This is a genomic window from Streptomyces sp. NPDC005483 (assembly GCF_040606035.1).
In the GTDB taxonomy this organism is placed as follows: Bacteria; Actinomycetota; Actinomycetes; order Streptomycetales; family Streptomycetaceae; genus Streptomyces.
Genome location: NZ_JBEXEA010000004.1, coordinates 287,394 through 310,065, shown reverse-complemented (window position 1 = coordinate 310,065; position 22,672 = coordinate 287,394). Strand labels below are relative to the sequence as shown.

Below are 22,672 nucleotides of genomic sequence, written 5' to 3'. Positions count from 1 at the left end.
CTCCCCTTGCAGCACCCCGGAGGACGCTGCGACGGGCATACGCCCGGCCCCGCCGAAATAACTATCAGAGACCTGCCGGGTAACGAACAGTCAGATGGTCAACGACCCGACCAGCTCGCCGACCTCCGCCCGCCAGGCGCGAACCTGGTCGTGCGTGGGGCCGATCTCGTACTGGTGGTAATGGCATCCCAGGCAGAGGTGCGACCAGACGGCGTTGGTGCGGCGAGCGGTCTCCGCCGCGGTGTAGCAGTGGAGGCACAGCATCTTGGCCCGCATCGTGGTGTCGGCGAGCCCTGGCACCGCGGCGTCGAGCACGCGGTCGATGGAGAGCTCCAGGGCGGTCCGCAGAGCGAGGGAGGCTCCGCGGTGCCGGCCGGCGGCCGTGGCGCCCGTACGGGCGGCAAGCAGCTGATCCGCCGTCAGCAGGAGCTCCTCGACCGAGGTGGTGGGAGTGCTCATCACACAGTCACCCCCGGCTTGCGCACCTTCTGCGCCATGATCTCGATGTCGTCCACGAAGCGGTGGGGGTCGGCGATCTGCGCTCCCGTGGCGTGGGCGCCGTTCTGACACTCCTTGAGGAGGTCTACAGCACGCGGCCCGCAAAGGGTGCGCAGTTCCCGGTAGACCTCGCCGGTCCGGCCGACGTCGCCGAACAAGGCCAGTGCCGCGACCTTCATGAGCTTGTCGGCGCTGCCGACGGCGGCCTGCAGCTCGTCCTCGGGCGCGCCGGAGCGGTGATGCCGGATCCAGGCGGCTTCGAGGAAGGCGTTCTCCAGGGCGATACGGCACAGGCTGGGCAGCACGTGGGTCCGTGCCGCCGACGGCAGGTGACTGGTACGGGCGAGGGCCCGCGCGTCGTCGAGTGCCTGCCGTACCGGGTCTGTCACCGGCTTGACCTTCACCTTGGACGACTCGGCCCGCTCGACCTCGAACACCGTCACGGGCAGACCCTGGCTGGTGAACGCCCGCTGGAGCCGGGTGTCATGGGTGAACACGACGACCTGTCGGTGCTCGCCGAGCTCATGCAGGACCTGGGCGAGTCCGTTGACCTTGGCGGGGTCCATGGACTGCACGGGGTCATCGATGACGATGAAGCCGAACGGGCTGTCGGCGGTGGCGGCCCGGGGCAGGAACAGAGACAGCGCGAGGGAGTGCTGCTCGCCCTGGCTCATGACGCTGAGAGCCGAGGCCTCCTGGCCGTCGACGGTGACATCCATGACGAGCTTGCGGACGGTGGCCTTCTCGCTGCCCTTCAGGCTCACGGCCTTGAGATCGATGTTGCTCTCCTGGCGGAGCCGCTCCCAGATGCGCTGCGACTGGTCGGCGAAGCCTTCCATCCGCTGTTCCCGCAACTCGGCGGCCAGCGCCTTGATCCAGGCGCTCGCCTTCCTGATGTCCCGCAGCCGGGGCTTGTTCGCCTCCACGGCACGGGCCCTCTCCGCCCAGCCCGCCAGGCGGGTGACGAGCCCGCGCCAGCGTTCGTCCCGCTTCTCCAGTTCCCTGACGGCGCTCTCCTTGACCGCGGCGCAGGCATCGTCCAGGGTCGCGGCGGTTTCGTGGGCGCGCTGGGCGAGCTCGCCGGGATCACTGATCGTCCGGCAGGCGGTCCAGGCGCGCCACGGGTCGGCCAGGGCGGCGGGGATCTGTCGGGGCGTGTGGACGAGGTCCTGCACGGCCCGCGCGGCCGACCGGAGTTCGCTGCGCGCACCCGCTGCCGCCTCCGCCTCCTGTCGCAGTGCGGCGATCTGGGCGATGGCGTCCGTGGCCCATGCCGGGTCCAGCATCCCGTCGGTCCCGCACACGGGGCAGGCGGCCGCATCGGGGTGACGGTCGTGGTGCGCCACAGCCCGTTCGAGGAGTTCCGCACGCCGCAGGGCGTCCTCGGCGCCGGTGCCGCGCAGGTCCTTGACATCGGCGAGAGCATTGCGCAGGCGGTCCAGGGCCGCGTGAACTTGCGCCATCTCGGGTCCCTGCACGTCGGCTTCGGCTCGCAGCCGGGCCAGCAGACCGTCGTCCCCGGCGGCGGGCAGACCGGCGACGAGGGCTTCAACCGTCTCGAAGTCGGGCGTGGCCGTGTCGACGGCGACGAGTGCCTGCACCGCACGCTCGTCGTCCTCCAACTCGTACAGCGCCTCCTTGAGACCAGGCAGCTCCAACTTCGCCGCCTTGTCCGCGTCTTCGAGCGCCTTGGCCTCCTGGCGGAGCCGGCTGTCGGCGGCGCTGAGCTGCCCCAGGCCAAGGATGGTGGCGATGGCGTCGTACATCTCGGAGGGCTTGCCACTGATCATGCGGTCGAGGTCGACGTACGACAGGAAGGGCCGGAAGTCCCGCAGGCCCTGCTTCCAGTCCGCCTGGTCGAGGGGTGCGCGGCCGTGCCCGGGTCGCTTGAGCTCGGCCCGGGAGGCGTCGAAATCGTCGCCCTCCCAGGTGCGGGTGAGGGTGCTGCGGCCGGTGTCTCCCTCGATGGCGAGCTTGACCTCGATCTCCGGCCTGCCGTCGGTGTCGTGGAGGTTGCGCCAGTTGCTGCTGCGCATCGCGTGCTGCCCCTGCCAGCGCATGTTCACGCCGGTGAAGGCCGTCTCGATGCCCTCGGCGATGCTGGACTTGCCGGAGCCGTTGCGCCCCACGACCAGGTTCACACCGGGTCTGGGGCTGAGCTTGAGCCAGGCGCGCGGTCCGATGCCACGGAACCGGGCGACGGCGACGGACTCGAGGTAGATCCGGCCGGCAGGGGAGGTCCCCCGGGGCTCTCCGTCGCCCATGGCCTCCTTCAGGAGCACCTTCACGGGCTCGCTGAGCGCCTCCTCCGCCAGGCGGGCCTTCACCAGAGCAGCCACGGGCACGGGCTGATCGGACGGGGCCGGACGGGCGGGGTCGTTGGGGTGGTGCGCGTTCTGCCGGGGCTGTTCCGTCACGGTCATGCGGGTTCCTCCCGTGTGTGCGGTGGGTGGCGACTGCGGTGCGGAATGGACGCGAAGTGGACGGCCCCGAGGTATGGCGTTGCGACGAGAAGGGACCGGGAGAGATCGGATGCGTGGCGCGGTACGGCGCCAGGACGCTTCACGGTGAGGGTGCGGAGTCACAGCCATGCTTCCATCCGGAAGCGTGACCAGGTAAGCATAGCCGTGAAAGCACTGTCAAACAGCTTGACGAACTTGACGGCTGTTGTAATGTGTTAACCGTCCCTGTCCGACTGGCCCGAGAGGTGCGGAACTCCACGCCATGCCCCAGCCACCAGCCCGACCGGCGCCCTCCGCACACGTGACAGCCGCCGAGATCTCCCGCATCGCGGGGGTCACACGCGCCACCGTCAGCAACTGGCGCCGCCGCCACGACGACTTCCCGGCACCCAGCGCAGGCACGGAAGCCAGCCCGCTCTACGATCTGCCGGCCGTCCAGACATGGCTGCGTGGCCGCGGTCACACCTCCGCCGCCTCGCCGACCGAGGAACTGCGGACGGCCCTACGGCTGCTGGGGCCCGGCTCGGGGGTGGCCGCGCGACTCTTCCCGCTGGTGGCCGCCGCGTCCCGCCGTACACAGGAGGAGCTGGCCGAACTCGCCGCCGTGCCCGACGACCAGCTGCTCGCCCGAGCGGAGAAGGCCGCGGGCGAGCTCCCGGCCACCGTGCCCGAGGCCGAGCCGGTCCACTACGGCCCGGACGACGCGGGCGCGGTCCGCGCCCTGCTGGGCTGCGTCCGTGAGGCGGGGGCCCAGGCCGCCCTCGACGTCCTCGCCGAACGCGAACTGGACGAGGGCGCCGCCAGCGGCGTCTACCAGACCCCGGAGGGCCTGGCCCGGCTCATGGCACGGCTCCTGCCCGCCGACGTGCCCCGCGTCCTCGACCCCGCCTGCGGCAGCGGTACGCTCCTCGCCGCCGCCGCACGGCAGGGCGCGCGGGAGCTGTTCGGACAGGACTCGCTCCCCGTCCAGGGCCAACGCACCGCGGTCCGGCTGCTGATCGCCGCACCCGAGGCCGAGACGGCGATCCGCGTCGGCGACAGCCTGCGCGCCGACGCCTTCCCCGACGTCACCGTGGACGCCGTCCTGTGCAACCCGCCGTTCGGCGACCGCGACTGGGGTCACGACGAGCTGGCCTACGACCCTAGGTGGGCGTACGGGGTCCCGCCGCGCTTCGAGTCCGAACTGGCCTGGGTGCAGCACGCCCTCGCTCACCTGGAGCCCGGCGGCCACGCGGTCATGCTGCTGCCGCCCGCGTTGGCTTTCCGCTCCTCCGGCCGCCGCGTCCGCTCGGAACTCATCCGCGGCGGGGCCCTGCGCGCCGTCGTCTCCCTTCCGGCGCGTGCCGCGTATCCGCTCCACATCGGCCTGCAGATCTGGGTGTTCCAACGCCCCGAGCCGGGCGGCACGGACCGTGCGGCGGTGCTTTTCGTCGATGGGGAGGGCGAGCAGCGGGACGGCTCCACGGGCACGCCGTCCGCCACCGGTATGGCGACGGCGGGTGCCGGCTCCCGCGGCGGCTCGCGCTCCCGCCGGTCCGGCTCTTCCGCTTCCGCTGCCTCCGCCCCCGCCTCTTCGGCCACCGCCGCCACCTTCGACTGGGAGGGGCTGTCGGAGCGGGTCCTCGGCCAGTGGGCCGCGTTCACCACCGCCCCCGACACGTACACCGACGAGCCCGGCGTCTCCCGCGCGGTGCCGCTCGTCGACCTCCTCGACGACGTCGTCGACGTCACCCCGGCCCGTCATGTCCGGGCGACCGCGGCCGACATCGACCCGGCGGCCCTGGCCCAGCGCGTCCACGACCTGCACGACCAACTGGCCGAGCAGGTCGCCGCCCTGTCATCCGCCTCCGCGTCCGGCGGGTGGCTGTCGTCCGGAGCCTCGGCCCGCGAGTGGCGTACGGCGACCGTCTCCGACCTGGCGCGCGGCGGGGCCCTGACCGTGCTGCGGGCGGCGGCGCCCGGCACCCGCGGCTCCAAGGGCTCCGCCGTCCCCGCCGTGGACCGGCCGGTCCTCACCGTCCAGGACGTCTCCACCGGAAACCCCCCGTCCGGCGGGGCCCTGGACCTCCACGCCGACGCCGCACAGCCCGTCGCCACCGGGGACGTCCTCGTCCGCGCCCTCGCGGGCAGCGGCAACGAGTCCGCGATGACCCGGGTCGCGGACGACCGGGACGCCGGAGCGCTGCTCGGTCAGCACATCCACCTCCTGCGCCCCGACCCGGCCCGCCTCGACCCGTGGTTCCTCGCCGGATTCCTCGGCGCCGACGACAACATCGCCTCCGCGTCCACCGGCTCCACCCACGTGCACGTCACACCGGGCCGCCTGCGCGTACCGCTGCTGCCGCTGGAGGAACAGCGGCGCTACGGGGAGGCCTTCCGCCGCGTGTACGAACTGCGCGCGGCCGTCCGCCGAACCGCCGACCTCGCCGCTGACACCGCGGCCACCCTGACCACCGGCCTCACCGCCGGCGTACTCCTGCCACCGGACACCCTGGGCAGCCCGGATATGTCGGGCACCCCGGACAGCCGTTCTGTCTGAAACGCCCCACGCGTCCCACCGCGTACGACCACACTGGATCCCTGCCGTCCCCCGCCCGGACGGCGTCTCTTCGGAAGGAAGCCGGGACCTCTTGAACAGCAGTAAGCACACGGAGTTGGCGAACCACGCCTGGTCCGTCGCCGATCTCCTGCGCGGCGACTACAAGCAGTCCGACTACGGCAAGGTCATCCTGCCGTTCACGGTGCTGCGCCGCCTGGAGTGCGTCCTGGAACCGACGCGTGACAAGGTCGTCGAGACCGTCGCCAGGTTCGCGGACCAGGACATCGACACCGGCCACTTCCTGCGCAGGGCCTCGGGCCACTCCTTCTACAACAAGAGCGACCTCACGCTGCGGAAGATCGCGGCCGACCCGCAGAACGCGGCGAAGAACCTGCAGATCTACGTCGGCGCCTTCTCCGACAACGCCCGCGAGGTCCTCGACAAGTACGAGTTCAACCAGCAGGTCAGGAAGCTCGACGGCGCGAACCTGCTCTACCAGGTCATCGGCAGGTTCACCGACCTCGACCTGCACCCCGACGTCGTGCCCAACCACAACATGGGTTACATCTTCGAGGAGCTGATCCGCCGTTTCGCCGAGCAGTCGAACGAGACCGCGGGTGAGCATTTCACCCCGCGCGAGGTCATCAAGCTCATGGTGAACCTGCTGGTGGCGCCCGACGCGGACGCCCTCACCGTGCCAGGTGTCGTCCGCACGGTCATGGACCCGGCATGTGGCACGGGCGGCATGCTCAGCGCCGCCGACGACCGCATCAAGGCCCTCAACCCGGACGCGACGGTCGAGGTGTACGGGCAGGAGCTCAACCCCGAGTCCTGGGCGATCTGCCGGTCCGACCTCATGATCAAGGGCCAGGACCCGGAGAACATCCGCTTCGGCAACTCCTTCTCCGACGACGGCCACGCCCGCCGGAAGTTCGACTACATCCTGGCCAACCCGCCGTTCGGCGTGGAGTGGAAGAAGGTCAAGGAGGAGGTCGAGTACGAGCACAAGTCGCTCGGCGACGCCGGCCGCTTCGGCGCGGGCCTGCCGCGCATCAATGACGGCTCGCTGCTCTTCCTCCAGCACATGATCTCGAAGATGAAGCCGGTGGACGTCAACGGCGGGGGCGGCTCCCGCATCGCCATCGTCTTCAACGGCTCCCCGCTGTTCACGGGCGCGGCCGAGTCCGGCGAGTCCAACATCCGCCGCTGGATCCTGGAGAACGACTGGCTGGAGGCGATCGTCGCCCTCCCGGACCAGCTCTTCTACAACACCGGTATCTCCACGTACTTCTGGATCCTCACCAACCGCAAGGACGCCGACCACAAGGGCAAGGTCGTCCTGCTGGACGCGCGCGACCAGTGGCAGAAGATGCGCAAGTCACTCGGCGACAAGCGCAAGGAGCTGGGCGACGGAACGAACGGCCGCCCCGACCACATCGCCGACATCACCCGGCTGTACGCGGAGGCTCTCCAGGTAGCGGGTGATGCGGAGCACCCGTTGCACGGCAAGGTCAAGGTCTTCGCCAACGAGGACTTCGGCTACCAGCGCATCACCGTCGAAAGGCCGTTGAAGCTGCGCTTCGAGGTCACGGAGGAGACGTTGGCGGCGCTGGCGGAGGCCAAGCCGGTGGCCAGGCTGGAGCGGAGCGAGGAGTTCGTCGGGGCGGTGCGTACGTTGCTCGGCTCGTCCTGGACGACGAAGTCCGACGCGTTCATCGCGCTCAAGGACGCGGTGGTCGCGGCCGGCCTGACCTGGCCGTCGGGAGCGCCGTTCGCGAAGGCGGTACGGGAGACGATCGGCGTCCGGGACCCCGAGGGCGAGGTCCAGAAGCTCAAGGGCGCCCCGGAACCGGACACGGACCTGCGGGACTACGAGAACGTTCCGCTGGGCGAGGACGTCGAGGAGTACCTCAAGCGGGAGGTGCTGCCGCACGTGCCGGACGCGTGGATCGACCACACGAAGACCAAGATCGGCTACGAGATCCCGTTCACGCGACACTTCTACGTGTACAAGCCGCCGAGGCCGTTGGGGGAGATCGACGCGGAGCTGAAGTCGCTGGAGGCGGAGATTCAGGCGCTGCTGGGTGAGGTGACCCAGTGAGCCAGGCCTCGATTCCGCTGTGGACCATCCTCCGGAGCCGTGAACAGTACGGCGGCCCAGATCTCCCGCTGCTAACCGTGAAGTCTGAATCGGGTGTGGAAGTTCGAGACCTCTCCCAAGGCCGCCAGCCAAGTGAAGACATGTCCAGCTACCGTGTTGTGCAGCAGGGCGACTTGGTGGTCAATCGGCTCTGGGCGCGCTTTGGAGCCTACGGCACCTCGCAACATGCTGGGGTGATCTCACCTGCATACTGGGTGCTCGATGTCGAAAACTCCAAGGTTGATTCCCGATACCTGCATCACCTCTTGAGGTCCGAGCCCTACCGTCAAGAAATTGGGCGTCGCTCAAAGAACATGCCCCCCAATGGCTTCGATTTGCCGTGGGACCAGTTCAAGAAGATCGAACTACCTGTCCTCCCGCTGGAGGAGCAGCGCCGCATCGCCGACTTCCTCGACGCCGAGACCGCCCGCATCGACGCCCTCGCCGCCGCCATGAACAGCCAGGACCTTTCCCTCAAACAACGCCGTCTTCGTGTTCTCGACTTCGCTTCGGAGCACACCCCGGGGACGCCGTTTGCCCGACTTGGCTATCTGAGCAGCCTTGTAACGAGTGGTTCTCGAGGGTGGGGAGATTTCGTATCTGACACTGGCGCCCTGTTCTTCCGCAGTGCCAATTTGCATTCTGATCGCGTCCAGCCGAAGCTGACCAACCTCGTTTATGTGCAGGTGCCCGCAGCTGCCTCGTCCGAGGCTCAGCGATCTCGCATCGAACCCGGTGATGTCCTTGTCGGAATCACCGGAGCCAATGCTGGATGGGTCTGCATGGCCAACGGTGATGTGGCTGGTGGGCATGTAAGTCAGCACGTCTGTCTGGTTAGACCGGATAAGCGTCAAATTAACGGCAAATGGCTTGCTTTCCTCATCGCCGCACCTGTGACGCAAAGCAAGTTGATGGGGAACCAGTATGGTGGAACGAAGACGCAGCTGTCGTTGCCGGATATTCGCGACATTCGGATTCCGGTGCTGCCTCTCGAACAGCAAATGCAGATGGCTCGCTCTATCGAGCAACAGATCGACGCGCTCGACAGACAGCGCCTCCTCCGTCAACGACAACTCGCGTTGCTCACCGAGCGCCGCCAGGCCCTCATCACCGCTGCCGTAACCGGCCAGTTCGACGTATCCACCGCCAGCGGACGCAACGTAATGGACGGAGTCACCGCGTAGCCATGAGCCCGATACACACGGAGTCCGCCTTCGGTGACGCCATTGTCGCCGCCATGGTCGAGCGCGGCTGGCGCGAAGCCCGCCCGCAGGACTACCGGGCCGATCTCGGCCTGGACACCAACGAGTTGTTCACCTTCATCGGGGCTACCCAGCCCGACGAGTGGAATGAACTGCTCACCGTCTACCGGGGCGACCCGAACGAGGCGCAGCGCGGGTTCGCCGGCCGCCTCGACCAGGCCATCGCGACCAACGGGCTCCTCGATGTGCTCCGCAACGGCGTCAAAGACCGGGGCGTCCTGCTCCGCGTCGCCTACTTCAAGCCGAACCTCGTCGCCCACGACTCCGTGCTGGATGGCTACCGGGCCAACCGCCTCACCGTCGTCCGGGAACTCGTGTACGCGACGAAGCAGGCCGACTGGGGCAACAAACTCGACCTCGCCCTCTTCCTCAACGGAATCCCCGTCGCCACGGCCGAGTTGAAGAACCCGCTGACCAAGCAAGGGGTGGAGCAGGCCAAGGAGCAGTACCGCACCGACCGCGACCCCACCGAACTGATCTTCACGCGCCGAGTCGTCGCGAACTTCGCCGTCGACCCGGATCTGGTCTTCGTCGCCACCCAGCTCAAGGGCAAGAACACCCGCTTCCTCCCGTTCAACACCGGCTCCAACGGCCCCGGTCAGCCGGGCGGCGCCGGCAACCCGGCCCCGACCGCCTACGGCACGTACGCGACCTCGTATCTCTGGGAGCAGGTCTGGCAGCCGGACAACTGGCTGGACCTGCTCCAGCGGTTCGTGCACCTGCACAAGAGCAAGACGCCCGGCGGCGGCAGCACCAAGACGATGGTCTTCCCCCGGTTCCAGCAGTGGGACGCGGTCAAGAAGCTCACCGCGCACGCCGCCACGCACGGTGCGGGACACGACTACCTGGTCATGGCCTCGGCCGGCTCGGGCAAGTCGAACACCATCGGCTGGCTCGCGCACCGCCTCAGCGACCTGCACACCCCCGCCGACCCGCGCGAACTCGACGCCGAGGCCATCGCCAAGGGCCTCAAGCCCGGCGTGCCGGTCTTTGACAAGGTCATCGTCATCACCGACCGCCGCAACCTGGACGCCCAGCTCCGGGAGACGGTCGGCAGCTTCGAGCAGACCGCGGGCCTCGTCGTGAAAATCGACGAGAAGCACGGGGCGAAGGGCGAGCAGCTCGCCAAGGCCCTCTCCCGCGACACCGGGAAGATCGTCACGGTCACCCTGCACTCGTTCCCGGCGCTGCTCGACTACCTCCAGCGCAACCCCACCGAGATCAAGGGCAGCAGTTTCGCGATCATCGTGGACGAGGCGCACTCCTCGCAGTCCGGCGACGCCGCCACGGCCGTACGGTCCGCCCTGCGCGACCTCGGCCTGGACTCCGACTCGGACGACGTGGGCGCGACCACGGTCAAGGCCGAAGACGCCACCCTCGACGAGCAGCTGAAGAAGCGGGCCGAACAGCGCTCCCGCGCCGCGAACCTCTCCTACTTCGCGTTCACCGCCACGCCGAAGGCCAAGACTCTCGAACTCTTCGGCACGCTCCAAGACATCGATGGCAAGGCGACCTACCGGCCCTTCCACACGTACTCGATGCGGCAGGCGATCGAGGAGGGCTTCATCCTCGACCCGCTGCGCAACTACGTCACGTACAACACGTACTGGAAGCTGGTGAACCAGAACCCGGACGAGCGGGAGGTCGACCCGTCGAAGGCGAACGGCCTGCTTGCTCGGTACGCGCTGACCCATGACTCGACGGTCGCCCAGCACGCCCAGGTGATCGTGGAGCACTTCGTGGCGCACAGTCGGGGCCGTCTCGGCGGGCGGGCCAAATCGATGGTGGTGACGGCCTCTCGGCAGTCCGCCGTCCAGATGGCGCGCGCGATCAAGAGCTACATCAAGGACCGGGACTACGACACCAAGTACCCCGACCTGGGTGTCCTGGTCGCCTTCTCCGGCTCGCTCACCATCGACGGCGAAGAGACCACCGAGCCGAAGGAGAACGGCGGGCTGTCGGAGAGCGCGCTGCCGAAGGCGTTCGCGTACACGCGTGCCGACGACAAGGCCGCCCGAGCCGGTGGTCCGGGCCAGCGCGAGTACAAGATCCTGGTCGTGGCGGAGAAGTATCAGACCGGCTTCGACCAGCCACTCCTCACGACGATGTACGTCAACAAGACGCTGACCGGCATCTCCGCCGTCCAGACGCTGTCCCGGCTGAACCGCACCGCCGAGCGCAAGACCCAGGCGGACCTTGCGGTCCTGGACTTCGTCAACAACGCTGAGGACATACAGGACTCCTTCCGCCCGTACTTCGAGGAGGCGAACACCCTCCCCTCCGACCCCAACCTGCTCTACACCGCTCAGAGCCGGGTCATGCAGGCAGCGATCCTGTCCGGCCAGGAGATGGACGAGTTCGCCGCCGCGTACTTCGCCGCCAAGGAGAAGGCGGCGGGCTCACAGTCCAAGTGGGAGAAGCTGCATGCCGAGTTGTACCGGCTGCTGTCCCCGGCGGTCGCCCGCTTCACTCACCTGCTCGAAAGCGAGGACGAGGACGATCAGGAGGCGGCGGAGGGCTTCCGCTCCGACCTCAACGACTACGTCAGGAAGTACGGCTTCCTCGCGCAGATCGTCCCCTACCGGGACGCCGAGCTGGAACGGCTACACCTCTACGGCCGCTACCTCCTCAACCGGCTGCCGCGCCGCGCGGACGGCGGCGTGGACATAGGCGAGGTCGACCTCAGCCACCTGCGGGTGGAGAAGACCGGCGAGTACGACGTCTCCCTGACCCCCGAGGGGCCGGCGACAATGCCGGGCTTCGGTGACGGTTCGGGCAGTGCGAAGGAGGCGGAGAAGTCGCTGCTCTCCGAGTTGATCGAGAAGTTCAACGAACGGTTCGGCACCGAGTTCACCGAGCAGGACGTCATCCGCCCGTTCGAAGAGGCCAAGGCCGACCCGAAGGTGCGGGCGGCGGCCGTCGTCAACGACGAGGAGAACTTCGGCCTCGTCTTCGACAACGTCTTCGCGGACAAGATGGCCGACCACATCGACACCATCGCGGGCATGGGCCGCCAGTACTTCGGCCCCGACAAGGGCTTCAAGTCCAGCCTGGACCGCAGCGCCCGCAAGGCCGCGTGGCGGATGATCCGCCGCGAGGAGGGGCTGGACGACGACGTCTGATGCGTACGCCCCGGCTGGATATGCCAGCCGGGGCAAACTATGGCCTCGATTCGTCTGCAGCCTGACGGCCGTAGGCACACGAGGGTCATGCCGTTTTTGTCGGACGTCAGCCATAGGCTGCTGTTGGAAAACAAGGGGAGACAATGAGTGACGACCGCACGGCAAGCGTTCCGGTGTGGACGCTGGCAACCGGTGATGTCCGGGTGCCAGGATTGGCTGCGGGAGAGTCGATGACGGCTGAGCGCCTGGCTGAGCTGCGCGGAGTGCTGGCCGTCCTGGCCGACCAGCCGATCGTCACACTTGAGGTACATCCGCTGCCCGACAAGATCGACCGCGGCCGTGGCATCCCGCTCGACGCCGCGAGTCCCCTGGCGCAGCACCTGTCACAGTTCATCACGCAATCGACGCGAAGTTCCCTCACGGCGGCCAGAGCAACTGCTTCCGGCGAGAGTCTGTATCGCATGGTGGTCCCGGCGAAGGTCGCCGCCCAGTTCGGGCAGGGCATCGTTCGCCCGATGGCGTCGAAGGTGGCGACCGGAGGCATCCACAGTGCACTCATGAACTCGACGGGCATCGCCGCCAATGCGACGTTCGTGCCAGTCGGTAAAGCGGCAGCAGCAGGCGCAGTCGGTGGAGCCGGTGCGACCGCCGGTGCCGCGGTCGCCGGCGGCACGGCGCTCACCGTGGCCGCTCCGCTCGTGCTCATGGCCGTGGCGGTGGGGGTGAGCGCGCACGCCGACCACAAGCGCCAGCAGGCCATCGAACACATCACGGAACTGCTGGAGCAACTTCAGGAGGACAAGCTCGACGACGAGCACAGCGAACTCGACGGCTGCCGCGGCGCTATCGACAAAGCCACTGCCATTCTGCTCGACCAGGGCAAGCTCGGTGTGTCGCTGGGACTCGACTCGGCGGTGCATGCCATTGACACGGCCCTGAGCAAAGCTGGCCGCCGCCTTGCCCGATGGCAGAGCGCGCTCGACGGGCTGCCCGAGGGCGAGGCCGTCGAACTCGGCACGTTGACCAAGTCGTTCCCCGGCGTCGACGACCATGGCGGCACGTTCCGCACTCACCTCGAACTCGCTTCCCTGGCTATCGCGCTGAAGCGGCGGGTCGTCGTCCTCCAGGCCGTCGATCACGCCCAGAGCGACCCCGGCAATCCGTTCGAGAACTTCACCCGCGCGCTCAAGCGCGATCAGCAGGGCCTCGACGAACTGGAGTCGGGTATCGCCGGTGTCCTGGTACGCCTGTCGGCACTGGAGCTGGCGAGCCCGACCGGTTTGCGACCCGTCTTCACGACCGGTGAAGTCGAACGCCTGATGCGCGCGGCATACCGGATTCGCAAGCTGGGCGACGGCGTCAGGGTCAACAGCCGCACGACAGACGTGGCGATTGCGATTGCCCGCAGCAAGGACGGCTCGGTGGTCGTGTTTCCTGCGCTGGCCGCGTAGGAGTAAGCGCGCTCGCCCGCGTTCGCGTCGCGGGCGGTGGTGTGGCCCAGCCGCATGTGCGACTGGGCCACCACGGGGCTTACGAATGTACGGCTCAGATGGTCTGGCCGACCGCCAGACCGACGAACCCCGCCCACGCCTCGGGGGTGACCGTCAGAACCGGTCCGGATCGGACCTTCGAGTCGCGGATGTGTATGCCGTCGACGGCGGCTGCGATCTCTACGCAGTCGCCCCCCTCAGCGCCGCTGTAGCTGCTTTTGCACCAGGCGAGTTCCAGAGCGGCATCCGAGTTCTCTGCGGTGTTCATAGCTCTCCCAGCAACTTCTCGATGAATCCCAGGGACTCTCGCGGAGTGAGAGCCTGGGACCGGATGATCCCATAGCGCGCGGCGGCGAGACGCACCTCTTCTCGGTCCGTCAGGAGGCTGCTGCGCCCTTGCACCTCCATGTACGTGACCTGCTCGCCGCCCTTTCGCGTAAGAACCGTGAACGGGCCGTCCACTCCCGCGTTGTCCTCACGGTCGAGCGGCATGACCTGGATCTCCACATTGCGCTTCTGGCCGAAGAGCAGCACCTGTTCGAGCTGCCCTCGCAGCACTGCCTTCCCACCGAGGGGCTTACGCAACACGGACTCTTCGAGCACGAAGCTGAGCAGTGGTGCAGGCCAGCGCTCGAAGATCACCTGCCGAGCGAGCCGCGCTGCCACCCGCAGCTCGATCGTCTCCTCGTCCAGCAGCGGGCGTCGCATGGCGAGCAACGCCCGCGTGTACTCCTCCGTCTGCAACAGCCCCTTGACCACGTGGGAGTCGTAGGAGCACAACTCGACCGCCTCCGCCTCCAACCGCGCCATGTCCCGGAAGAACGCCGGATACTGCGCCCGCCCCACCTCCTCCTTCAGCGCCTTGAGGACACCCCCGGCGTCCAGCACCTCGTCCGCGCGGTCGATGAACCTCGGCGGGGGAATCCGCCGCCCCTGCTCGAAGGACGCGATCGACTGGGCCGCGTAGCCCGTCAGCTTCCCGAACTCCGGCCGTTCCAGGCCCGCCCGTACCCGCAGCAGCTTCAACTGCCGCCCGAACGCCGTCACCACGCCCGATCCCGGTTCGTCCTCCGGCCTCGGCCCGGCGTCTTCCCGCGCGCACTCGGCCTCGCCCTGCTCCACCGACTCCACCGACTCCAGCGACTCCATCGGTCCACCGCCTCCCCGGCCCAGTTCCCCGGCCCAACGCGCCCACCCCGAGCCGGTCACGCGGCGCGCCTCGTACACCTCCCGCCCCGTCGCGTACAACCGGCACGCGACGGCGCGTCACCACTGGTCACGCTACGCCACTGCCGGAAGCGTTGAGGGCATGAACAATGAGATCGCCGCTCCTTCTCGTATCGGCCAACCCATCGGCCCCGCAGGACACTTCGCGATGCGGTTCAGCTCCACCCCGCGCGGCGCCCGGCTCGCCCGGCGGCTTGCCGGGCAGCGGCTCGACGCGTGGGGCATCCCCTACGACTGCGACACGCACCACGCTCTAACGTTGATCGTCGCCGAGCTCGCCGCCAACGCCGTCCAACACGGCCGGATCCCCGGTCGCGACTTCCACCTCGCGCTGGCCTGCGACGCCACGACCGTACGGATCGAGGTCACCGACACCCGCACCGACGGCGTACCGGTCGTACCGGTCGCAGCGATGCCCACGGACCTCCGCGACACCGGCCGCGGCCTGCTCCTGGTGGAGCACCTCGCCGACCGCTGGGACTGGCACCCGCGCCGGGACGCCCCCGGCAAGACCGTGTGGGCGGAGTACGTCCTGCCGGCGGGAGGCTGATCGGCCGCCGCCCCCTCCCTGCCCGCCGTCCACCGACCGTCGCGCCCAAGTCCATCTCGCACCGCGACCGCTGGACGGCGGATCGACACAGCGGTCACACTTGACCCCAGACCGTGACTGTTCTTCACGCACACCGGGGGCAAGGTGCCGCAGGAGGCGATCTCCGACCGTTACGAACTCCTGGAGGAGCTCAACCACGGCGGCATGGGCGACGTGTGGCGCGGCTACGACGCCGTGCTCGACCGGCCCGTCGCCGTGAAGCTCATCCGGCAGGCGTCGGTGACCTCCCCGCAGTTGGCCGAGGAGTTCGCCAAGCGCTTCCGTCGCGAGGCCCGCATCACCGCGCGCATCCAGCACCCCGGCGTGCCGCAGGTGTACGACGCGGTGCTCGACGCGTCGTACGAGCGGCTGTTCCTGGTGATGGAACTCGTCGACGGCGTACCGCTGTCCGCCTACCTCGACCCCAGCCGGCCGCTGCCGGTCAGCTGGGCTGCCGCCGTCGCCGCGCAGGTCGCGACCGTGCTGTCGTACGCGCACGACGTGCCGGTGATCCACCGCGACCTCAAGCCGGGCAACATCCTCGTCGCCCGCGACGGCACCGTGAAGGTCCTCGACTTCGGCATCGCGGCGATGCTGCGGACCGACGTCACCAAGCTGACCGCGACCGGCAGCCCCATCGGCACCCACCAGTACATGTCGCCCGAGCAGGTCCGCGGCGGACGCATCACCCCGCAGACCGACCTGTACGCGCTCGGCTGTGTGCTGCACGAACTCCTCAGCGGACGGCTCGTGTTCGAGGCGGAGAGCGAGTACCTGCTGATGTACCAGCACGTCAACGCCGCCCCCACCCCGCTGCGACAGCTGCGCCCCGACGTCCCCGAGGCGCTGGAGGAGCTGGTCCTGCACCTGCTGCGCAAGGCGCCCGAGGCGCGGCCCGCCGACACACAGGAGGTGTACGCGCGGCTGCTGCCGTTCCTCCCGCCGCCGGGCCAGGAGCCCGGCACGGCGGACGCCGGGCCGACCGGCGCGCCCGACCCGACGGACGTGTTCCGTCGCCCCTTCGCGCCCCGCGCCCGCGCCCAGGCCCCGGAGCCCGGCGGTCCGGCGCCGACGGCCGTCCTCCCGGGGGCCCCGCCGGTGCCCGTCCCCGCCCGGCTGCGCGAGGACATCAAGGAGGCGTACGCCCAGTCCGACGCCCTGCTGGAGGAAGAGCGGTTCGCGCAGGCCGCCGAGGTGCTCGGCGAGGTCATCGAACCCGCCGCCCTCGCCCTCGGCTCCGAGAGCAAGCAGGTCCTGGCGCTGCGCCGCCAGCGGGCAGCGATCCGCCTCCTCGGCGGCGACTACCGGGCCGCGCTGCCCGAGTTCGACGCCCTCGCCGACGCCTACGCCCGTATCGCCGGGCCCACCGGCGAGCAGGCCCGCGCCTGCCGCGCCCAGGCTGCCCGCTGCCGCGCCGAACTCGGCCAGGTCACCGACGCGCTGGCCGCACTCCAGGGTGTGCTGAACGTCGTGCGGGCCGTCGACAGCGACGTGAGCGAGGAAGCCGTGGAGCTGCGGCACAACATCGGGATGCTGCTGCTCGCCCAGGGCCGGACCGCCGAGGCGCGGCAGGTCCTCGAACCGCTCCACCAGGACATGTGCATGGTGTTCGGCCCGGAGGACGAGATGACCATCGAAATCGCCGAGGCGCTCGCCGTGATCCGCCTCGACCTCGACGGTTCGGCTTCCTGACCCGCTTCGTCCAGAAGCAGCATCGCCAAAACCATGCTGCTCTGCGGCCGAGGGTTTCGCGACGGTCACGTCGCCGGGTGGTTCAGCGCTCACCGGTGTGGCCGTCAGGTCAGTGGTGCCGCCGACCGTGTTCCGATCCTCTGGCGACGAGTCCACCGCGCCGGTCTCCCACTTGTCGTGGGCTTGCTGGTCGGATGTCGGCCGACGGGAGGGAGCGTGAGCGAGATCAGCGTGCCGGAAGGACGGCAGACAGTACGCTGAATCCAGCGGGATCAGGCCCGCGGCGCAGTGTGCGGGAGGTGCTTCATGACGGCCGAGATGGTGGCCCCGGCATGGATGCATGAGCAGATCACGGCGGAGGAGTACGACTCCTGGTCCGAGGAGCAGTGCGCCGGTATCGAGGTCGTGGACGGGATGGTCGTCGTGAGTCCGAGCGCGTCCAAGCGGCACAACCGGCTGGCTCGGATTCTGGCGAACGCCCTGGATGCCGCCGCGGGCCCGGAGTGGAACGCGGACACGGACTTCGACGTCCGGCTTCAGGACGTCCCGCTCACCAATCGCCGCCCGGACGTCGTCGTGTACCGCGCAGACACGATCGACATCACCCCCACTCGCCCTGAACACGTGCTGCTGGTCGCCGAGGTGGTGTCGCCGGGCTCGGAGACCACCGACCGGATCGTGAAGGTCGACCAGTACGCCAAGGCAGGCATTGCCTTCTACTGGCGGATCGAGCAGGCCGTGACAGGCGTTCCTCTCGTGTACACCTATGTTCTCGACCCCGCGACGAAGACCTACCGGGACGGAGACGTCTTCACCGGCGTCCTCAAGGTCGCGGCCCCCTTCCCGGTGGAGGTCGACCTCGGCCAGGTCTGACCATGCACTGCTTGGCAGCCGGCGACGCGTGAGCGATACGTGAGGGCGGCATGAGCCGGATCAAGCGGCTCGCCGCGCGGCTCTGACCAGGGAAAACAGCACCGTACGGCAGCGCCAGGCAGCCCTCGGCGGGGATTCGATCCCACTCCCATAGCGGGTGTCGCAGGTTCGAATCCTGCCGCGACACAGACAAATAGCTGTTCAGCGGCCCTTCCATCCAAGATCACGGAAGGGCCTCGACCCTTCCAGAACCCATTCATTGCGCGGAGGAGGTGGCGTTGTCGCAGGCCGGCCGGTGGCTGTACGAAGCCTTGAGACCCTCTCGACGGTCGGTGATGTTGCACTTCCGGGTGCGTCAGGATGTTGATCGAGCCCAGGTGGATCTTGTGCGTGTGCAGATCGCCACCGCGGACAAGTCCGCCGCGATCCTCACCGAGCCGCTCACCCTCTCCGTGGACGCGCGTGCGGACCCCGCTTCCCGAAATCTCCCCGCTCCGTGCGACGGACGCGCCGCCCTGCCCCGTAGAGCAGAAGCAGGCGACATCAATCCAAAGGGAGGGAGCGCGACGTGGCAGGGCACAGAGTCAGAGGTGCCAGAGGGGTGGCGATCGCGGCGGTGGCCATGGCGGCGCTGACCGCGTCACAGGCGCCGGGGGCGGTCCCGGCACGGGCCTCCGTACCCCAGCGGGAGGCACCCGTCGAGCACGGGCCGAGCGTGTCGGGCGACACCCTGTACCGCACCGAACTCCCGCCGCTGCGGACCCGGGAGCGCGAGCCTGGGGCGTCGGTGCGTGGGGCAGCGGTGCGTGGGGCGGGGGCGGGCGCCACGCTCCCGGCGAGCGTGTTCGCCGCCTACCGGCGCGCCGAGGCGGAGCTCGCGCGCACCGCTCCCGGCTGCCGGCTGCGCTGGCAGTTGCTGGCCGCGATCGGCCAGGTGGAGTCCGGGCAGGCGCGGGGTGGTCGGGTGACGGCGGACGGTACGACCGTGGCGCCGATCCTCGGGCCGCGGCTGGACGGCGGCGCCTTCGCCGTCGTACCGGACACCGACGGCGGCGCGTACGACGGGGACCCGGCCTACGACCGGGCGGTCGGACCGATGCAGTTCATCCCGTCGACCTGGGCCCGCTGGGGCACGGACGGCAACGGCGACGGGCGGGCCGACCCGGGCAACGTCTTCGACGCGGCACTCGCCGCCGGGCGCTACCTGTGCGCGGGCGGGCGGGACCTCTCCGACCCGGCCGCGTTGGACCGGGCGGTCCTCGGCTACAACCACTCGGAGGCGTATCTCCGCACGGTCAGAGCCTGGTACGCCTACTACCTGGAAGGTCATCGGGTGGTGCCGGACAGCTCCGCGGAGGGTTCGAGACACCTCGAGCCGTCGCGGCCGAAACCTACGCCGGAACACACGCCGGAATCCAAGCCGAAGCCGACCCCGTCCCCCCGTCCCAGCGCCTCCCCGTCCGGGACTCCGTCGGCACCTGGCTCGCCGACCCCTGGCACGTCCCGTCCATCAGCCGGGGGCACGGAGACGAAGGAACCCCAACTCCCCGCGCCCGGCGGGGACATCGAACTGCCCGGCGGGGACCTGCTGCCCAGCGGCGCTCCGCTGGGCAGCGACAGTGCGGACTCGATGGCCTCCACCCCCTCCACAACCGCGGATACTGGGCGGTAATGTCGCCATCCGCCGGACAGCACGAGACCGGCGGATGAGCGCGAAGGGGCCCTCATGGCGATGGACATGCCCGACATGCCTGACATGCCTGCGGAGATACAGGCGGCCCACGACCGTTGGCAGCGCATGTGGAGCCACCGCGAGCAACTGCTCAAGGTGGCCCGGCGCAGGTCGATGAGCCCTGAGGACGCCGAGGACGCGGTGCACGAGGCCATGCTGCGTGCCGCGGAGCGCCCCGACCTGGACGACGAGCGCCTCGGCGCCTGGCTGACGACCGTGACCATGCGGCTGTGCGTCGACCGGTACCGCCAGGTCAACCGTGAGGCCGAGGTACGCAGCAGCCCCACGCTCGTCGCGCCAGGCCCGGTGCCCGTCGAGGAGGCGGTGTGCGACCGGGCCGAGGCCAAGTGGCTGGCCGTGCGCAGCGGGGAACTGCCCGCGCGCCAGGCCGAAGCGCTGCGGCTGAAGTCCGAGGACCTCGACGTCGGCCAGGTCGCCGTGCGCATGGGGCTGAGCTATCGGACCGTCGAGTCGCTGCTCGCCCGAGCCCGGCGCACGCTGCGTACCTCGCTGGCCGGAACGCTGGGCGTCGCCCTGTTCCTTTGGGGGCGCGGGAAGCTGCGCGCGGGCGGACACGCGCAGGCTGTGGTGGTGACCTCGACGGCCGCGACCCTGGTGGTGGCGGGGTTCGTGTTGCCGTACGTCCACGACGGGGACGGGCAGGGCACTCCCCGGCCCTCGGTGTCCCGTATGGCCCAGGCGACCACGCGGACCGTCCGGCCCGACGACGTCGGCCGGGCAGCCACCCCGAACGCCCGTGATCTGTCGGCCGCCTCGACGTCTCACGAAGCGACGCCGACGCCGACAGTGCCGCCCGGCGATCACGACCGGTCGCTGCTGCCACTGTCGGTGCCACCGTTGCCGGACGCCTCGCTGACAGCGGTGCCGTCCGTCCCCGACGTTCCCAACGTTCCCGATGTTCCCGGCGTCCCCGGCGTGTCCGACCTGCCGAACGCGTCCGACCTCCCCCACCTCCCCGATCTGCCGGCCGCGTCCACGGTCCCGACGGCGCTGCCGGCCGTCCCTGAGGCTCCCGCCACACCCTCCGCCGCGTCCTCCGCCGCGGTCCGCGTACCGACGCCGACCCCGCTGCCGTAGAACCGCGCCAAGAGCGCCGCCGTAGGCGGCCGGAGGGAGGTCTCCGGCCGCAGTGGCACCGCCGGAATAGGCGCTGTTCTGGAACCAGTGGCACCACCGGAAATGGCGCCGCCGTCGACCTGACGGAAGCCCCGCCGCAGGCCCCGGAAAAAAATCCGCGTCCCTCGCGACGGACACCCCGCCCCTCCCCGTAGAGCAGATGTCAGAGCTGCTCCATGGCTGAAGGGTGGACCGGATGGGTGTCGAGATCTGTGTGGAAGGGCTGACGAAGTCCTTCGGTCACCAGGTCATCTGGGAGGACGTCTCGCTGACGCTGCCCGCCGGGGAGGTCTCGGTCATGCTCGGCCCCTCGGGTACGGGCAAGTCGGTGTTCCTCAAGACGCTCGTCGGACTGCTGAAGCCGGAGCGCGGTTCCGTGAAGGTCGCGGGCCGGGACGTGACCAAGCTGCGCGAGCACGAGCTCTACGAAGTGCGGAAGCTCTTCGGCGTGCTGTTCCAGGACGGCGCGCTGTTCGGCTCGATGAGCCTGTACGACAACATCGCCTTCCCGCTGCGCGAGCACACCCGCAAGTCCGAGAGCCAGATCCGGCGCATCGTGCTCGAGAAGATGGACATGGTCGGGCTGATCGGGTCCGAAGGGAAGCTGCCCGGCGAGATCTCCGGCGGAATGCGCAAGCGGGCCGGGTTGGCGCGGGCGCTGGTGCTCGACCCGGAGATCATTCTGTTCGACGAGCCGGACTCGGGCCTCGACCCGGTGCGCGTCGCGTACCTCAACCAGCTCATCGTCGACCTCAACGCGCAGATCAACGCGACGTTCCTGATCGTCACGCACGACATCGCCTCGGCCCGGCAGGTGCCGGACAACATCGGGCTGTTGTTCCGCCGCGAGCTGGTCATGTTCGGGCCCCGCGAGAAGCTGCTGACCAGCGAAGAGCCGGTCGTACGGCAGTTCCTGAACGGCCGGATGCAGGGCCCGATCGGCATGGCGGAGGAGAAGGACGCCGCCCAGGTCGAGCAGGAGCTGGCCCAGCTCGGCGACGGAGCGCACACGAAGACTCCCGGCAGTCAGGCTCTGACGCCCCGCCTGTTGCCGGGGCCGGGCATCACCCGCCCGCCCCGATGGGAGGCGATCGCGAGACGCGAGGCCGAGCTGCACCGGAAGGAGGTGGCGGACGCATGAGCCTGTCACCGACCGGGGCGCTCAGGCAGTCGGGGAACCTCTTCGCGATGGCGCTGGACGTCGTCCGGACCGTGCCCCGACGGCCCTTCCAGGCAAGGGAGTTCATCCAGCAGGCCTGGTTCGTCGCGAGCGTCACCATCCTGCCGACGGCCCTCGTGTCCATCCCCTTCGGCGCGGTCATCGCGCTGCAGATCGGCAGTCTGACCCGGCAGCTCGGCGCCCAGTCGTTCTCCGGGGCCGCCTCGGTCCTCGCGGTGCTGCGGGAGGCATCGCCGATCGTCACCGCGCTGCTGATCGCGGGCGCCGGCGGCACGGCCATCTGCGCGGACCTCGGGGCGCGGAAGATCCGCGAGGAGATCGACGCGATGCAGGTGCTGGGCATCGACCCCATTCACCGGCTGGTCGTCCCGCGCGTGCTGGCGTCGATGGTGGTGGCGGTGCTGCTCAACGGGCTGGTGTCCGTCGTCGGTGTCGCAGGCGGCTACTTCTTCAACGTCGTGCTGCAGAACGGCACACCGGGCGCCTATCTCGCCTCCTTCACCACGCTGGCCCAGCTGTCCGACCTGTGGGCGGCCGAGGTCAAGGCGCTGGTGTTCGGTGCGATCGCGGCGATCGTCGCCTCGTACAAGGGACTTACGGCGAAGGGCGGGCCGAAGGGCGTGGGCGACGCCGTGAACCAGTCGGTGGTGATCACCTTCATGTTGCTGTTCGTGACGAACTTCGTGATGACCGCGGTGTACTTCCAAGTCGCCCCGCAGAGGGGTTAGC

General features: G+C 69.4%; 16 protein-coding genes. 12 read left to right on the top strand and 4 right to left on the bottom strand.

Annotated elements, in window-relative coordinates; translation table 11 throughout:
- Positions 1-90: 90 nt before the first annotated feature.
- Together ABZT06_RS10395 and ABZT06_RS10390 are read right to left on the bottom strand one after the other, a co-directional pair.
- Positions 91-459, bottom strand: a complete 369-nt coding sequence (locus tag ABZT06_RS10395) for a hypothetical protein (RefSeq protein ID WP_355737814.1) — start codon at positions 457-459, stop codon at positions 91-93.
- The gene (locus ABZT06_RS10390; RefSeq protein WP_355737811.1) at positions 459-2,921 is read right to left on the bottom strand and encodes an AAA family ATPase; all 2,463 of its coding nucleotides are present in this window, start codon (positions 2,919-2,921) and stop codon (positions 459-461) included. The genes ABZT06_RS10395 and ABZT06_RS10390 overlap by 1 nt, the downstream gene beginning before the upstream one ends.
- Before the next feature lie 340 nt (positions 2,922-3,261).
- On the opposite strand from ABZT06_RS10390, the gene ABZT06_RS10385 reads away from it, so the two are divergent.
- From ABZT06_RS10385 to ABZT06_RS10365, 5 genes are all read left to right on the top strand, one after another.
- Positions 3,262-5,499, top strand: a complete 2,238-nt coding sequence (locus tag ABZT06_RS10385) for an N-6 DNA methylase (RefSeq protein ID WP_355737809.1) — start codon at positions 3,262-3,264, stop codon at positions 5,497-5,499.
- Between the two features lie 91 nt (positions 5,500-5,590).
- Positions 5,591-7,600 carry a class I SAM-dependent DNA methyltransferase gene (locus ABZT06_RS10380; protein ID WP_355737806.1) on the top strand — a complete coding sequence of 670 codons (2,010 nt, stop codon included), beginning with the start codon at positions 5,591-5,593 and terminating at the stop codon, positions 7,598-7,600.
- Positions 7,597-8,823, top strand: a complete 1,227-nt coding sequence (locus ABZT06_RS10375) for a restriction endonuclease subunit S (RefSeq protein ID WP_355737803.1) — start codon at positions 7,597-7,599, stop codon at positions 8,821-8,823. The genes ABZT06_RS10380 and ABZT06_RS10375 overlap by 4 nt, the downstream gene beginning before the upstream one ends.
- Before the next feature lie 2 nt (positions 8,824-8,825).
- Positions 8,826-12,023, top strand: a complete 3,198-nt coding sequence (locus ABZT06_RS10370) for a type I restriction endonuclease (RefSeq protein WP_355737800.1) — start codon at positions 8,826-8,828, stop codon at positions 12,021-12,023.
- Positions 12,024-12,166: 143 nt separating this feature from the next.
- A complete protein-coding gene (locus ABZT06_RS10365) occupies positions 12,167-13,474 on the top strand; it encodes a hypothetical protein (protein ID WP_355737797.1) in 1,308 nt (435 codons plus the stop codon).
- A gap of 94 nt (positions 13,475-13,568) precedes the next feature.
- Here ABZT06_RS10365 and ABZT06_RS10360 read toward each other — a convergent pair whose 3' ends face one another.
- A complete protein-coding gene (locus tag ABZT06_RS10360) occupies positions 13,569-13,781 on the bottom strand; it encodes a DUF397 domain-containing protein (protein WP_355737795.1) in 213 nt (70 codons plus the stop codon).
- The gene (locus ABZT06_RS10355; protein ID WP_355737792.1) at positions 13,778-14,662 is read right to left on the bottom strand and encodes a helix-turn-helix transcriptional regulator; all 885 of its coding nucleotides are present in this window, start codon (positions 14,660-14,662) and stop codon (positions 13,778-13,780) included. Before ABZT06_RS10355 ends, ABZT06_RS10360 begins: the two co-directional genes overlap by 4 nt.
- Positions 14,663-14,822: 160 nt before the next feature.
- Between ABZT06_RS10355 and ABZT06_RS10350 the strand changes: the two genes are divergently transcribed.
- The 7 genes from ABZT06_RS10350 to ABZT06_RS10320 all read left to right on the top strand — a co-directional run bounded on the left by ABZT06_RS10350 (position 14,823) and on the right by ABZT06_RS10320 (position 22,671).
- On the top strand, positions 14,823-15,290 hold the full coding sequence (locus ABZT06_RS10350; RefSeq protein WP_355737789.1) for an ATP-binding protein: 468 nt from the start codon (positions 14,823-14,825) through the stop codon (positions 15,288-15,290).
- Positions 15,291-15,434: 144 nt separating this feature from the next.
- The gene (locus ABZT06_RS10345) at positions 15,435-17,021 is read left to right on the top strand and encodes a protein kinase (RefSeq protein WP_355737786.1); all 1,587 of its coding nucleotides are present in this window, start codon (positions 15,435-15,437) and stop codon (positions 17,019-17,021) included.
- Between the two features lie 306 nt (positions 17,022-17,327).
- The gene (locus ABZT06_RS10340) at positions 17,328-17,894 is read left to right on the top strand and encodes a Uma2 family endonuclease (RefSeq protein ID WP_062025128.1); all 567 of its coding nucleotides are present in this window, start codon (positions 17,328-17,330) and stop codon (positions 17,892-17,894) included.
- 622 nt (positions 17,895-18,516) lie between these two features.
- Complete coding sequence (locus ABZT06_RS10335; RefSeq protein ID WP_355738287.1) at positions 18,517-19,566, top strand: lytic murein transglycosylase; 1,050 nt, start codon at positions 18,517-18,519, stop codon at positions 19,564-19,566.
- Positions 19,567-19,641: 75 nt separating this feature from the next.
- Complete coding sequence (locus tag ABZT06_RS10330) at positions 19,642-20,724, top strand: sigma-70 family RNA polymerase sigma factor (protein WP_355737782.1); 1,083 nt, start codon at positions 19,642-19,644, stop codon at positions 20,722-20,724.
- Between the two features lie 235 nt (positions 20,725-20,959).
- A complete protein-coding gene (locus ABZT06_RS10325; protein ID WP_355737779.1) occupies positions 20,960-21,904 on the top strand; it encodes an ABC transporter ATP-binding protein in 945 nt (314 codons plus the stop codon).
- Positions 21,901-22,671, top strand: a complete 771-nt coding sequence (locus ABZT06_RS10320) for an ABC transporter permease (protein WP_355737776.1) — start codon at positions 21,901-21,903, stop codon at positions 22,669-22,671. Before ABZT06_RS10325 ends, ABZT06_RS10320 begins: the two co-directional genes overlap by 4 nt.
- Position 22,672 lies beyond the last annotated feature (1 nt).